At 37.8% G+C, this 13,672-nt stretch carries 15 protein-coding genes; 8 read left to right on the top strand and 7 right to left on the bottom strand.

Features of this window, described 5'->3' with window-relative positions:
* Positions 1–101: 101 nt before the first annotated feature.
* The 3 genes from FD29_RS08020 to FD29_RS08010 form a co-directional block, all read right to left on the bottom strand.
* Positions 102–1,607 carry a hypothetical protein gene (locus tag FD29_RS08020; RefSeq protein ID WP_057888428.1) on the bottom strand — a complete coding sequence of 502 codons (1,506 nt, stop codon included), beginning with the start codon at positions 1,605–1,607 and terminating at the stop codon, positions 102–104.
* Positions 1,608–1,974: 367 nt separating this feature from the next.
* Positions 1,975–2,187, bottom strand: a complete 213-nt coding sequence (locus tag FD29_RS08015; RefSeq protein WP_057888427.1) for a DUF2922 domain-containing protein — start codon at positions 2,185–2,187, stop codon at positions 1,975–1,977.
* Between the two features lie 17 nt (positions 2,188–2,204).
* A complete protein-coding gene (locus FD29_RS08010; RefSeq protein ID WP_057888426.1) occupies positions 2,205–2,411 on the bottom strand; it encodes a hypothetical protein in 207 nt (68 codons plus the stop codon).
* A gap of 157 nt (positions 2,412–2,568) precedes the next feature.
* On the opposite strand from FD29_RS08010, the gene FD29_RS08005 reads away from it, so the two are divergent.
* From FD29_RS08005 to FD29_RS11425, 6 genes are all read left to right on the top strand, one after another.
* Positions 2,569–3,462 carry a hypothetical protein gene (locus FD29_RS08005; protein WP_057888425.1) on the top strand — a complete coding sequence of 298 codons (894 nt, stop codon included), beginning with the start codon at positions 2,569–2,571 and terminating at the stop codon, positions 3,460–3,462.
* A gap of 371 nt (positions 3,463–3,833) precedes the next feature.
* Entirely contained in the window at positions 3,834–4,115 is a 282-nt protein-coding gene (locus tag FD29_RS08000; RefSeq protein WP_162253424.1) for a type II toxin-antitoxin system RelB/DinJ family antitoxin, read from the top strand.
* Positions 4,116–4,542: 427 nt separating this feature from the next.
* Entirely contained in the window at positions 4,543–5,022 is a 480-nt protein-coding gene (locus FD29_RS07995) for a hypothetical protein (RefSeq protein WP_057888423.1), read from the top strand.
* Positions 5,023–5,133: 111 nt separating this feature from the next.
* Entirely contained in the window at positions 5,134–5,970 is an 837-nt protein-coding gene (locus FD29_RS07990) for an SLAP domain-containing protein (RefSeq protein ID WP_057888422.1), read from the top strand.
* 272 nt (positions 5,971–6,242) lie between these two features.
* Positions 6,243–6,623 (top strand): hypothetical protein, encoded by a 381-nt coding sequence (locus FD29_RS07985; protein WP_057888421.1) that lies wholly within the window; start codon positions 6,243–6,245, stop codon positions 6,621–6,623.
* Entirely contained in the window at positions 6,623–6,799 is a 177-nt protein-coding gene (locus tag FD29_RS11425) for a hypothetical protein (RefSeq protein WP_157049395.1), read from the top strand. The genes FD29_RS07985 and FD29_RS11425 overlap by 1 nt, the downstream gene beginning before the upstream one ends.
* A gap of 461 nt (positions 6,800–7,260) precedes the next feature.
* On the opposite strand, the gene FD29_RS07980 is transcribed toward FD29_RS11425, so the two are convergent.
* From FD29_RS07980 to FD29_RS07965, 4 genes are all read right to left on the bottom strand, one after another.
* Complete coding sequence (locus FD29_RS07980; RefSeq protein ID WP_057888420.1) at positions 7,261–7,509, bottom strand: P8 family protein; 249 nt, start codon at positions 7,507–7,509, stop codon at positions 7,261–7,263.
* 236 nt (positions 7,510–7,745) lie between these two features.
* Positions 7,746–8,747 carry a DUF4767 domain-containing protein gene (locus FD29_RS07975; RefSeq protein WP_057888419.1) on the bottom strand — a complete coding sequence of 334 codons (1,002 nt, stop codon included), beginning with the start codon at positions 8,745–8,747 and terminating at the stop codon, positions 7,746–7,748.
* Positions 8,748–9,093: 346 nt separating this feature from the next.
* Positions 9,094–10,548 carry an APC family permease gene (locus FD29_RS07970; RefSeq protein ID WP_057888418.1) on the bottom strand — a complete coding sequence of 485 codons (1,455 nt, stop codon included), beginning with the start codon at positions 10,546–10,548 and terminating at the stop codon, positions 9,094–9,096.
* 505 nt (positions 10,549–11,053) lie between these two features.
* Positions 11,054–12,418 carry an aspartate aminotransferase family protein gene (locus FD29_RS07965; RefSeq protein WP_057888417.1) on the bottom strand — a complete coding sequence of 455 codons (1,365 nt, stop codon included), beginning with the start codon at positions 12,416–12,418 and terminating at the stop codon, positions 11,054–11,056.
* 229 nt (positions 12,419–12,647) lie between these two features.
* On the opposite strand from FD29_RS07965, the gene FD29_RS07960 reads away from it, so the two are divergent.
* On the top strand, positions 12,648–12,851 hold the full coding sequence (locus tag FD29_RS07960) for a hypothetical protein (RefSeq protein ID WP_057888416.1): 204 nt from the start codon (positions 12,648–12,650) through the stop codon (positions 12,849–12,851).
* Between the two features lie 164 nt (positions 12,852–13,015).
* Positions 13,016–13,654, top strand: a complete 639-nt coding sequence (locus tag FD29_RS07955) for a BspA family leucine-rich repeat surface protein (protein ID WP_057888415.1) — start codon at positions 13,016–13,018, stop codon at positions 13,652–13,654.
* Positions 13,655–13,672: the final 18 nt, after the last annotated feature.

Genomic DNA, 13,672 nt, shown 5'->3' with positions numbered 1-13,672 from the left:
GTATTTTCGAGTAGCTTATTTAGTGCAACTAAAAAAGAATTTATTTCATATAAAAAAGGCTCGCCTAAGCGAGTCTTTTTAATATTCTCTTAACTAGCTAATTATTCAGCAGTAAAGTGAACACCGTTACCTTCCATTACCCATTCAGTAGTTGATACACGGTAGTATGTACGACCCTTTGAGTCTTTAGCTGTTTGGATAACTTTCCATGCTGAGTCACCACTCAAGGCACGGTTACCTAATTCGCCACTCTTTGTGTAAAGTAGGTAGTTGAATGATGCAGGAGCATCAAGTGTAACTGTACCGTTTTGGTTTTGGATGTCAGTCAAAGCTGAGTTGTCTGAAGGTGTAGTAGCCTTGTCAGAGAATGTAACGTTGTTAGCGTCAATCCATTCGCCAGTAGCAACACGGTATTGTTTTACACCGTTGTTGTTTACACGGTATTGATCAGTTAACCAAGCACTGTCTTTAACTAAAGCACGGTTACCAACAGGTTGGTTTTCGTTGTTAACAAGTGTGTAGTAGTTTGATGCACTCTTAGTTGTAACAACACCTGATGTATCAGTTGTTGTCCAACTAGCAGCTTCCTTGCTACCTACATGGATTTCACGAATAACTGTAATTGATGCCTCATCACCATTTGTATATATTTGGAGTGATGTTGGATCATTATAATTACCTGTTGGTGTTGTACCATTAACTGTCAATCCATATTTAGCTGTGTTTTCTTCAAAATTTGTTAATAATTTAGTAAATGCAGGATCAGCCTCAACTGTACCAGTAACTACTTGATAGTATGTTGTATTTTCTTCGTTAAAAGGAACATCATTAACAGTCTGACCATCTTTTGCACCCTTGTATGCATCATTGTATGCATCATTGTATGATGTATATAATCCACTTAGAGTTGTTCTAATAGCTGTCTTACCATTCTTATCAGGTGAAGTCAAAACGTTACCGTTATTGTCCTTAACTGAGAAGTTAGCTGAAGCTACTAGGCCATAATCAGCAGCTGATGTATTGTAAGAAACGTTTAAGCTCTTATCATATGAAATAGCAGCAGAAGTTAGGTCAGCTGTTTTTTGTTGAACAGCAGCAGCCTTTGTTACTGTGAATGTCTTTGTAACGGGTGTAGCAGCTGTACTGTTAGTGTCATTGTAGTTGAATGTAACTGTGATTGTAACAGCTTTTGTTGTTGTATCATTCAAGTAGTTATCTAGTTCTGTTGCACTAGAAATTTTTGTACCCTTTGATGTAACAGCTGAAACTGTTGCAGTAGCCTTAGCAGTATCACTGCTGCTCAATGCCTTGAGTGTAGCATCGTTATCATTCAATTTGTAAGGTGCAAATTGTAGGTAACCTTTGTTGAATTCATCAAGAGTCATCGTACCAAACTTACTAACAGATAAAAGAGCATCTTGTTGTGTTTGTGACAATGTTGAGTTAACAAATTGTCCTGCATATGCGTTCATGTTTGATGTATTAGCATCAGTTGTGTCAGCTTTAACAGTAGTTTCTGAAACAGATGAAACAACAGGAGCAGCAACTGGAGCAACAGCTAGAAGTGTAGCAGCAGCGATTCCTGCGTATTTAATAGATTTTTTCAATGTTAATCCTCCCCTGGACTACAAGAACTTATTATTTTAATTGTTAGTGGCCTATCCCACTGACAACCATTATATGAAACTCTGGCTTATGAATCAACTCAAAATTAGAAAGTCCACGTTTTTGTAACATTTCTGTATTAAATAACACGAGAATGTAATATAAAACCAGTAAATCCGATATATTATGCAATTTTTTGACTAAAAATAATCATAAAATTACAAAACCATTACAAAACTTACTGTGACAGATCTTCCTCAATTCCCAGTCTATCCAAAAGAGCCTACTCTTATTCTAATCGAAATAAGTCGTAGGCTCAAGGTTTAAACTATAAAAAGTTTAATTATTTTGTCTAAATACTGAACGATTTTAAAGTACTTTGGTTTCAGTGCGGTCAATATACTTGGCACCAAGAATTTCCGAATACAGTTGGACAGTGTTTTTTTCAAAAATCTTACTATTGCTGATTTTATCCATGGCGTCGTGGACGGTTTTGGGATCGAGATCAGCCTTTACGTAACTCAAGGTAAAGTTCTTCTTGTGACCTTCTGCAGTTTTGAAGCCTAATTGTAGTTTCTTCATCTTATTTTCTCCCCTTCTTAGTCAACACTTAGTTCGTCGCGTTTGATCACTTGTGTGCCCAAGTGTGAATCGCCATCAGATAATAGTAGTAAACCTTCAACGAACATGTCGATCTGTTCTTTGGTTGGGTCTTTAACGATGTTGTTGTAAATTGTTGTCTTAACGCCTTTGGGATAATTTGCATTGCCCATTTTTACTGCGATTGATGTTCTACTCCAGTCCATTTGTCTGACCTCTTTTTTATTATTTGTAAGAACTGACCGGCCGGTTCAAGTAACTTACATAGATAGTAACGAAATGAAGTCGACAAAACGGAAATGTATTTTTCAAATTTCTCTAACATGTTATAATTCACGCAGTACTTATATGGAGGAATTTGAAATGAAAAAAGCATTATTACTCGCAACAACAGGTTTGGCACTACTTTTGGCCGGCTGCAGTAATTCTTCATCATCAAGCAAAACCAGTAGCTCTGATAACAATAAATACAATACGGAAATGACTAAGGGGAACAACGCCGTATCTGACAAAGATTACGCTAAGGCTGCTGATCACTTCGAATCAGCCCTCGACGTTAAGAAGACTTCTAAAGCTAAGGCTTCCGAAAAACAAGCTAACAATCTTGTCAAAGCTAAACGTCTCATGAATCAACGTCAATTTTCTGAGGCTAAGAAATCTTTAACCATCGCCAAAGAACAAGAAAATGGCAACAAGAAGATGACTGCCCGTGCTAAGACGCTCTTGTCTCAAGTTAAGGTCATCCAAACTAACCGCAACAACTACAAGCTAGACATCAAGAATGCCAAAGCAATGATCAAGGCCGGTACTAACGACCAAGCTCGTTCACTATTGGAACAAGTAACTAAGTCCAAGGGCATCAAGGGCAAGTATTACTCAGACCTTTACAACCAAGCCAACGCTTTGCTTCAATCATTACCAGAAACATCAACCACTGAAAAGACTGACACTACCGATACTACTAATAATAGTAATAACACGACTGACACTAACAGCACTGATACTACTAATGACACTGCCTCATCTGATGACCAAAGCAACAACCCTGCTGCCAAAGGTCACTTCGATGTTGAAAAGAAAGAAGTCAACGGTAAAGAGATCACTGACGAAGATATCGCCAAGGCTAGACAACAATTGACTGACCAAGGTGTAACAACCGTTGGTGCTTGGAGCGACAATGATATTATCCGTGCTATTAAGAATGCAGCTGCCGACGGTCGGACAACTATCAAACCTTCTGATGCTAAGATTAGATAATAATATTTTGGTATTAATATAATAGTAGAAAGTTTATTCGTTCACTGCCGTCTTCCATGAAATCCTGGTGGATTGCTGGAACGCTGTGAGAACAACTTTGAACCAATTCATAGAATTGTTTCAAAGCTTGTCTGTCTCTAAACTGGCAAGGTACGCCAGCTAAGAGACTACCACGGCTGAGCATCCACCAGGATTTCATTCCAGACTAGAAGGTTTTAATATTTGATGATTTATCAATATATTTAATAATTACATATAATAGGACTCAATTCTTGATAGTTTTGTTAAGAATTTGAGTCCTTTTTTGTTTTGTATTTTAATTTAATCAATAAAGAGTCAAAATAACTGTTTTAGAGTTTATGGACAAGCAAATGAATAATACACATGAGGGAAACGATAAAACTAAAATTCAAACTTATATCACTAAAGAACTGAAAAAAGATTCCGAGAAAGTCTTAGAATCTATGGGATTGAGCATAAACGATGCTATTAAAATTTTATTGAATAGAATCGTGGCTACTGATTCACTTCTACTTAATTTAACTCTGCCCGAGGTGGAAAAAGATAGAATTAGTATCGCTAAGTCAGCAAGGAATCTTCCCGTCAGCCAAATAAAAATCAAAGAGGAATTAACCGAATGGTTAAAAGTATGAAAATAAATCACTTCTGATTCTAGGTTGATTCTTTTTCAACTTTAGTTATATACAATTATTTAGATATACTAATAGGCCATCCAAAAATTGATTGGATGACCTATTTTAGTACTGTTTTAAATAAAATATTGAATCATTAGAATCCAAAATATTAACATTACTAATAAACCATTTAGTCTGGAATGAAATTTCGTTAGATGCTCGGCCGTGGTAGGCTCTAAGCTGGCGTACCTTGCCAGCTTAGAGCCAGACAAGCTTCAAAACAATTCGTAGAATTGGTTCGAAGTTGCTCTCACAGCGTTCCAGCGTCTAACAAAATTTCATGGAAGACGGCAAGTAAAAATAATCAGGTTTTCCCTACCCACAGTTTTTTTTATACGTAATAATTAGTATAATATTTAGGTTATTACCAAATCAGGAGAAAAATATGACCGAGGAAAAACTAAAAAAGCATACCACCAGAGCGATTTGGATTACCTGCATTTTGATTTTATTGCTGGCTTTTGGAATTCCTCAGATGTATCGCAATTATCATTCAGCACCCTACTGCTACTCGTCAGGCACGCAAATCACTTTGGAGAGCAAGCAAGTTCACAAATTGAATCCATATCAGAAAAAACAATTTACCAAGATGGCACGATTGGCAATCGATCAAAAGGACGGTCCTTTCGTTTGGAAAAATTACCAGAATGTGTCACTCAGCGTTTATAAGATGAAGAAACCTTCCGTTTATGGCATCATCTACAAAGTCAGACCGCATATTCGGACTAAAAAGGATGTCATTACTAACTCGATGATCGTCAAATTAAAGGACCGCGACCTAAAGACTTATCATAAATTTGCCATCGAAGGTTACTCTTCCGGTTTCTCAAATTTTTTGAATTATCACAAACAAGACGAATCCTAATTCTAAAGAAAGACTAATGTTTCTTTTAACTGTTTCTTAAACCCGTTGCTTATTTGGGGATTGCATTATAGGTTTAATGTGAACCGCAAAATAGAACGAGGAGGTAAAACGATGAAAAAGAATAAAGCTCTAATCGGCTCGGCATTAGCATTATTAATTGCTCCAACCGTACTGTCTAATTTGTCACCTCAAACCGTAAGTGCGGCAGATACAACAGAAATCGGTTTAGTAGGTACTGTTAGCGGTAGCGGCGTTCTTGTCAATGATCAAGGACAAACTATCACAAGTACTTTTCTTCCAAATAATAGTTCATGGAAATTAGGTAATACCAAACAGATCAACGGCGTAACTTATTATCAAGTTGCTACCAACGAATGGATTTCCGCAAACAACGTCAATATCACTAATGCAGCAACTCAACAAGCTGCAACATCAGCTTACAATCAACAAGTTGGCGTTATTGGACAAACTGGAACAGTCAAATATACAACGAGTGTTGTTAATAGCCAAGGTCAAGCAGTCAGTGGCGTTATGCTACCTGCTGGTTCTTCATGGAATATTGGCAATACAGTTACGATCAACGGCGCAAGTTATATTCAAATTGCAACAGACGAATACGTCGCCGCATCAACTTTGGAAATTGCTCAACCAACCAACGCAACTAATGCACCTGCAACTAACGAAACAAATCAACAAGCAGTTGTCGGTACAGTTGTAAATGGTCCCGCTAATGTTTACGACACTTCGATGGATTCTTTCTCTGGACGCCAACTACAAGAAGGCTCCCAATGGAAAGTCGGCCAAATGGTTCAAAACAAATATGGCTATACTTTTTATCAAGTTTCCAACAACGAATGGACACAAAGTTCAAACATGCAACTGAACCAAGATAATGCCCAAAGCAACGTAACTAGCGAACCAGAATTTGCTACATCAGTTACCCAATAATTGAGGTCAGTTATATTTTTATTTCAATATTTCACATTTTCTTCACATTTAACGTTTACTATAGTACTTGGTAAACAAGAATGTTAATTTACTGAGTGCACATTAACGTGCGCCGAAATATATAATAAACAAACTAATATAACCTTCCTCCCTAATATAGAAGAAGCCTCCTTTCACAGGAGGCTTTTTTAATGCGGGAAAAGTTTTTGCATTCAATCGTAAAACTTATATAATTTATTTATATAGAAGCATTTATGGATTGAGGTGGGAAGATGGATGATGTTGATCAACAGTTAAATGCTGTCAGTCAAAAAATCGACAAATTTAACGACGATACGAAATTGAATCTCAAATTGCACGTCGAGCACGAGATGGAAGAACACAAACGAATTCTTCCTAAAGGGTTATTTTACGGTGAAGTCCATGAACAAATCGAACAAGCTGTCGACGAAAAGATGGCTTACTTCACTAAGAGTCAAAATATCGACTTGCGCCCTAAACAGCTTTACGCTTATTTGATAAGTGAGTTGGCCGACCACCCCGACCTTTCCAAAAAAGAACTCAAGATCTTGGCATTTAAATATTTGGAACAAGACGCCAAGAGTAAATTTCTCAGAAAAATCTTTAAGAAACTTTGGAGGCGGATGAAATAATGGCAAAAGAAAAGTCTTATCGGGCACCTAAGATCATTCTAACTTTTATCGTGGGCCAGATGGCTCTGTTCGTTTCTAGCAAAGCGTTCCGGATCACTACGGCTTATTTCTTGGACGATGCGGTCAGTGACGTGGTTGACTTGGCTTACAAGAAATCACATGAGAAAGATAAATAGTTTGTCTGTCTGTTGTTTGTTCACTGCCGTCTTCCATGAGATTCTGGTAGATGCTGGAACGCTGTGAGAGCAACTTAGAGCCAATTACAGTTCAAATTGTCTCTAAGCTTGTCTGTCTCTAAACTGGCAAGGTTCGCCAGCTAAGAGACTACCACGGCTGAGCATCTACCAGAATCTCATTCCAGACTAGGAAATTTGAAACATGTCATCTATTATATGTACAGGCATATAAAATTGATACTTAATATATAGATAAAAATAGCATCTGTATTACTAGAAAAATAATTCTAGTATTACAGATGCTATTTTGATTCTAAATTCTATTATTTAGAGTCTTTTTGCAATAATTCATCTTTATGCTCTCGCACATGGGCTTTAAACATTGGATCAAAAGAAAGCAAAAAAAATCCTTTAGACTACTTTATGAGTCTAAAGGAATGTTGGTGCCTTAGTTAAAGATTTTATTTCTTAAAGTTTTTTTCGACAAAGTCGCGTACTTCTTCATCCTTCATATCAAGGAATGGTTTTTCTGCTTCTTCTGTCTTAACTGTATCGTGATTGTTGTTCTCCATGAAATAGTCCCAGATAGCGTCACGGACAACTGTCTTATCATCGCTCCAGTCGAAAGCCTCACTCATCTTTAGGTTCAAAACTTCTGGTTCTTTAGCAATAGCTGCATCTGCTAATTTGCTTGGATCAACTTCTGCCATATTCAACAACCTCCTTAGTTACGAGTTCATTATAGTGCTAATTTGAAAAAGTGGCACACTTAAAACTCATTATTTTTTATTAATTTCGAAATTGGCACAATTTTTGTACTGTTTAGTATTGATATCATTGGTTTTTGGAGCTTTATAAGCACATTTATACAATTTGTAAAACATAATTAATTGATTTATTTGGTTGGATATGAGTTATTTTAAAATAAATTGGTACAAAAACACTTTTATTTAACAGTCATTCCTGCAGCCGTTTGATCAAGCGTTTGTTTTTGATCATCGGTTGAATAATACTTAGCCGTTAAATCAGCTATGCTGATGGTATGTTCAGTTTCAGGTGATGGGCCAACCGTTCCATCTGGTCTAGTGTCATTTCCGGTATAGAGTACGGTCCAGTAATGTGCGGTGTTTCCTTCAATTGTGAATGACAAATTAGAAGTAACACTCCCGGTACCAATGTAATATCTACCATCGTCATTTTTTAAGATTTGTAAGTGTGGGATATCTGACATATCAAAATTTCTATCATATTCATAAAGCATCATGCCGACTAATTTAGGATCTGAAACTGATTGAGTCGAGCTACTATTACTGTCACTATCTTTATCATCACTGGTATTACTACTGCTATTATTGTTACTACTATTACCATTATCATTAGAAGTTGTAGTACTTGGCACTTCAGCCTTCTTCCCTTTAACAATATTTTCAAAACCAGCTTTGATCGCAGGATTTTGAGTAGGAAGTAAATCTGGTGTTTCGTTAGTACTTTGATCGACTAGAACAACTGGTTTGCCATTATGGAAAGTAAAGAAATAAGTAATATGCTTGGTCGTTTCTTTATAAATAGCGACGACATTATATTTGTAATTGCCATTGCCCTTCTTGTTCCAACCGATCGATACATTGTCGCCGTTCACAGTTACGTGTTTCAAATCGTTTGGATAAGCCACACCAGTTGAAAGCTTGAGCGCATGTTTGCCATCGTATCCAACATAAGATTGTCCCATAGTCGGTGCCCACTGCTCGATAAACTGTTTCAACTTAGCATCCTTGGTATCATTCCAAAGCGCCTTAGAATTTTTGACCGTTGCGGACTTCTTCTTATGGCTGACCGCCGTAACAGTCGTCTTTTTACTTGCGGAAGTACTGGCATTATTGCTACACCCCGCTAACAAAATAGTTCCCAGTAAAAGTGCCGTCATGACCCGTGATGTTTTGCTTTTCATAACAAATCCCCCTATATTTTTGTACAAGTACATTGTATGAAATCACCGTGTCACAATATGTCGTTTTTACTTAGATCAAAAAAATAGATCACTCAGTTTTATTATTCTGAGTGACCTATTTAATGTAATTTTTAAAAGTACCTAATATAAAACAATCAAAAACCTATTAGTCTGGAATGGAATTTCGTTAGATGCTCAGCCGTGGTAGTCTCTTGGCTGGCGTCTTTTGCCAGCTTAGAGACAGACAAGCTTCAAAACAGGTCGTAGAGCTGGTTCGAAGTTGCTCTCACAGCGTTCCAGCGTCTAACGAAATTTCATGGAAGACGGCAAGTAAAAAATAAACTAACTATTTATTTTTCTTTTCAGCAGCCACTTTTTTGCCCAAGGTTGAATGATGCATTCCGTAAGTAAAGTAAACCACCAAGCCAACGGCAAACCAGATACCGGCGTAAAGTTTAGCTTGAATATCGAGTCCCCAGAAAATTACTAAAGCGCCGATGAAACCAAGGGCTGGTAAAACTGGATATAGTGGAACTTTGAAATCTGGCATGGCGATATCTTTACCCTCACGTCTTCTCAATGGATAAATTCCCAAGGAAACGAACATGAACGCAATCAAAGTTCCGGCTGAGATCAACTGAGCTAAGAAAGCAAAGGGACAAAAAGCACCAATCAAGATACCAACGACTGTTAGAACCATAAGTGCATGATTAGGAAGATTGTTTTTGTTCAACTTACCTAACCAACTTGGCAACATACCATCACGTCCGAATGAGTAAACCAAACGTGAACCAGCTAACATCATTCCAATCAGAGCGGTAAACATACCCACAACCGCAACGGCTTGAATGACACTGGCAATAATTGGGTGACCAGCGTGACGTAAGGCCCAACCAACAGGTTCAGCGTTATTAGCATATGAAGAATATTTGAACATTCCTACTAATACCAAAGCAACAGCAACGAACAAGACTACGGCAATCAATAGTGATCCTAAAATACCACGGGGCATGGTCTTCCCAGGATCTTTAGCTTCGGCAGAATTAGCAGCGATAGAATCAAAACCGATATATGATAGGAAAATCATTGAAACACCGGCGTAAATTCCTTGCCAACCACCAAAGGCTGTTCCATCAGGGTTAACACGATATTTAGGAATAAAAGGAACATAATTTTCAACGTGAATTGCAGTTAAACCAACAATAATGAAAGTAATAACAGCTAAAACTTTTAAAATAACTAAAACATTTTCAACTTTTGCGGCACCACTGGCACCATGTGAGATCAACCAAGCAACTGCGGCGATAACCACCACGGCCACTAAATCGACGATTCCACCATTACTGCCAAAGGTATTCGCAATGGCATTCGGGAAATGGACTCCCAACGGTTCCAAGAGCCCTCGGAAGTTTGCGGACAGCCCCGAACCAACGAAAGCTAACGCAATAAAGTACTCCGCCAACAAGGCCCAACCTGCGACCCAGCCGAAGAACTCACCGAACATAACGTTGATCCAAGAATACGCTGAACCAGCAAATGGCATCGCAGCAGCCATCTCCGCATAAGCGAAGGCAACCAGTCCTGCAACGATAGCTGCGGCAATAAATGAGAAGACCACTGAAGGGCCAGTGTGCTCAGCGGCAACAACTCCTGGCAAAGTAAAGATTGATGTGGAAACGATAGTCCCGACACCCAAAGCCAAGAAATCCTTAACTGTTAAAACTCTAACTAAATGTGAATCCTTATCCTCATAAATACTCGGATCTTCTTTTAAGGTTAAACGTTTAAAAAAATCACTCATAAAAAATACACTCCTCTTGATTTACCGGGTAAATAAAGTTTGTTTAAATATTCCGCCTTCCACAAAAATTGAAATTTGGCTGGAACGCTGTGACCATCGATTTGAGCCAATCGAAGATTGTCTCAAATTCGAGGTGTTATCTAACTTCGCAAAGTACGCGAAGCAAGATAGACTACCACGGCTGAGCCAATTTCAATTTTTGTTCCAGGCTAGATCATTTATTCATATATTCAATTTCATGAATATTTCCCACTAAATATTTAAATACAATAATTAGCGAGTTTATAACTCAAAATAGAAATAATTTCAAAATAAACCTAGTCGTAGCGACCGCAATTCGAGGCTCAGCCGTGGTAGGGTCTTAGCTGGCGTACTTTGCCAGCTTAGAGCCAGACAAGCTTCAAAACAATTCGTAGAATTGGTTCGAAGTTGCTCTCACAGCGTTCCAGCCTCGATATTGCCGAGCGGAGACGGCAGTGAACAAACAAACTTTATTATTAAACCCTTACCATCCAATTTTTTCGTTGCTTGGAATAACTACTTGATCATTTTCTGCTGCGGCAAAAGCGTCTTCCAAAACATCCAACGCCTTTTCCAATTCGTCATGCGTTATTACCAAAGGTGGTTGAAATCTCAATATGTTCCCCTTCAGTGTAATCATAACAACACCATGTTGAAAAGCATAATAAATGACTTTGTTGGCAAAATCAGGATTTGGTTCTTTCGTTTTTTGGTCTTTTACTAATTCAATTCCACCATCAAGACCGTACATTCTGACATCCCCAATTTCTGGGAACTGTTTTTGCATTTCCAAAAATCTCTGTTCAGCATAGATGCCATCGGTAGCTGACTTCTCGAGTAAGTCCTCTTCTTCCAAAACATCTAGCGTTGCTAATGAAGCTGCACAACAGATAGGATTTCCGGCGGTCGTAAAGGTGTGGGCTGGTGAATCTAAGCTTTCCATGATTTCTTTTTTGCCGATCGTAGCGGATAAAGGCATTCCGGATGCTAGTGATTTACCAACAGACATCAAGTCGAGTTCGATGTTTTCAAACTGTTGATAGCTCCACATTTGACCGGTACGTCCCATTCCCTGATTGATCTCATCGACCGCAAAGAGAATACCGTTGTCATGACAGAATTTATAAACTAATTGCATATATTCTTCGGGGGCTTTGCGAATTCCTCCATCGCCTTGGATCGGTTCAATTAAGACGCAAGCAACTTCATCGGCGGGCAAGAAGCTTTCGAAAGGTCGCTTGAATTCTTCAAAATATCTTACAGCTACGTCGTGTTCCGTTTCGCCCTGATATCGTCGATATAAATCTGGATACGGTACGTGAACTACGCCTGGTAGCATAGGTCCCATTTTGCGAGTCATATTCAAACTGACACCTGACAGCGTCATCGAACCGTAGGTTGAGCCGTGATATGAATCCATGAAGGAAACGATATATTGGCGACCAGTATAGCCACGGGCAAATTTGATAATGGCATCGTTAGCTTCGGAACCTGAATTTGAGAAAACTACTTGTTTTTCACTGCCGGGTACCAATTTAGCCAAACGTTCTGCTAATTCCTGTCCTGGGCGGTGATGAAAATAGGCCGGTGTGTAATGAATCAGCTTTTCAGCCTGCTCTTGAATGGCTTTAACGACTTTTTCATTCGTATGACCAACGTTTATTGCCGATGCGCTTGCCAACAAATCAATATACTCGTTCCCATCTGCATCGACTAATGTAGAATTATGTGCTGATTCTATGACAAGATCATAATAGTTGATTCGCGAAGCTTTGGCGTAGTACTTATTTTCATTTTGAATCAAACGACTGTCTACCTCGTGATCATGATCTACTTTTTGCGTTGTCATAATGACACCCCCTAATAATTTTATTAATTGAAATATTGTCATTTTAATGTTTTTTTAATTTACTTGCAAGAATTTTCTTAAAATTAAACGTTGCTGTTTCAAGGAATTGTTCAACTTTTCTTTGATATAGCGGTTTGTGAGCCACGATGTATTATTAAAGATATTTTAATTTATGAAAAGTTGCTAATAATGAATTAGCGCACTACTATGATGGCGGAGGTATTTAACGATGATGAACGATCAAAAAAAATTGTTAGAATACATGTCAGATTTTTATAAAATGCCCACTATCGAGCTTAAACAAAAATATACAATGAACCAATTAGAAGATGCTTATAACGAGATTCACAACAAGACTCGCTATCAAAAACATCTTGATGATAAGAAAAATTTCTCTACGACATATTTAATGAAAGAATTCAGTCCCCTATAGAAAACAAAATTCCTACTAACTTGATTGAAATTAGTAGGAATTTTTTATATATAATATGTAATGAAAAGGTTTTCGTTTCAGGTTATACTTAAATTAAATAACGAAAGTTATATATCCTAATTATCTATTTAATCAAAACATAAATGTTGAGGGGGAGAATCTATATGTTATCCAAAAAGTTTGGTCAATTTAAATTGCACGGAAATACTAAATCGGCTTTGCTGACTGCCGCAATATGCGCCAGTGGGGTATTTTTGATTAATAGTGGCATAAATGTACAGGCAGCAACCAACACGAATCAGAATCAAGCAGTCACTCAAGCAAGTGATACTGATCTTCCTGAAGGGATTAGTCAGGATGATGTAGTTAACCAAGGTACCTGCGGTACAGTAAATTGGTATTTTACAAATGATGGTACTTTGTATCTCATGGGTGGTAAATTAGGAAGCCTAGAGTCGATAGATATGGATATCAGTCTTGTGACAAGAATTGATACATCTAAGGCAAAAAGTCCAGTCATTGCTCCTGAAAAGAGTTCAAGGCTGTTTGGGGCAACCGCAATAACCTCCAAAACATATTTTAGAAATTTGACTACTGCTGACTTATCAAAAATGGATACTTCAAACACAACAAACATGGCATACATGTTTGACTTCTGTTCTAAACTAACAAGTTTAGATTTATCTAACTTTGATACATCAAACGTCACTCGCATGGACAATATGTTTGCTAATTGTACTGGTTTAAAGAGTGTTAATCTATCTAGTTTCCTACGATTAGTCAAGTGGATATATAGAAAATGAGAGTATTCTAAACAGTAC

The organism is Companilactobacillus mindensis DSM 14500 (assembly GCF_001434275.1).
GTDB classification, from domain to species: domain Bacteria; phylum Bacillota; class Bacilli; order Lactobacillales; family Lactobacillaceae; genus Companilactobacillus; species Companilactobacillus mindensis.
The sequence above is the reverse complement of the archived record's forward strand: the minus strand, read 5'-3'. Positions and strand labels throughout refer to the sequence as shown.

Coding starts and splice junctions, on each gene's coding strand:
- FD29_RS08015 (WP_057888427.1), bottom strand. CDS start 2,187: ATGAAGAAACTACAATTAGGCTTCAAAACTGCAGAAGGTCACAAGAAG.
- FD29_RS08010 (WP_057888426.1), bottom strand. CDS start 2,411: ATGGACTGGAGTAGAACATCAATCGCAGTAAAAATGGGCAATGCAAAT.
- FD29_RS08005 (WP_057888425.1), top strand. CDS start 2,569: ATGAAAAAAGCATTATTACTCGCAACAACAGGTTTGGCACTACTTTTG.
- FD29_RS08000 (WP_162253424.1), top strand. CDS start 3,834: ATGAATAATACACATGAGGGAAACGATAAAACTAAAATTCAAACTTAT.
- FD29_RS07995 (WP_057888423.1), top strand. CDS start 4,543: ATGACCGAGGAAAAACTAAAAAAGCATACCACCAGAGCGATTTGGATT.
- FD29_RS07990 (WP_057888422.1), top strand. CDS start 5,134: ATGAAAAAGAATAAAGCTCTAATCGGCTCGGCATTAGCATTATTAATT.
- FD29_RS07985 (WP_057888421.1), top strand. CDS start 6,243: ATGGATGATGTTGATCAACAGTTAAATGCTGTCAGTCAAAAAATCGAC.
- FD29_RS11425 (WP_157049395.1), top strand. CDS start 6,623: ATGGCAAAAGAAAAGTCTTATCGGGCACCTAAGATCATTCTAACTTTT.
- FD29_RS07980 (WP_057888420.1), bottom strand. CDS start 7,509: ATGGCAGAAGTTGATCCAAGCAAATTAGCAGATGCAGCTATTGCTAAA.
- FD29_RS07975 (WP_057888419.1), bottom strand. CDS start 8,747: ATGAAAAGCAAAACATCACGGGTCATGACGGCACTTTTACTGGGAACT.
- FD29_RS07970 (WP_057888418.1), bottom strand. CDS start 10,548: ATGAGTGATTTTTTTAAACGTTTAACCTTAAAAGAAGATCCGAGTATT.
- FD29_RS07965 (WP_057888417.1), bottom strand. CDS start 12,418: ATGACAACGCAAAAAGTAGATCATGATCACGAGGTAGACAGTCGTTTG.
- FD29_RS07960 (WP_057888416.1), top strand. CDS start 12,648: ATGATGAACGATCAAAAAAAATTGTTAGAATACATGTCAGATTTTTAT.
- FD29_RS07955 (WP_057888415.1), top strand. CDS start 13,016: ATGTTATCCAAAAAGTTTGGTCAATTTAAATTGCACGGAAATACTAAA.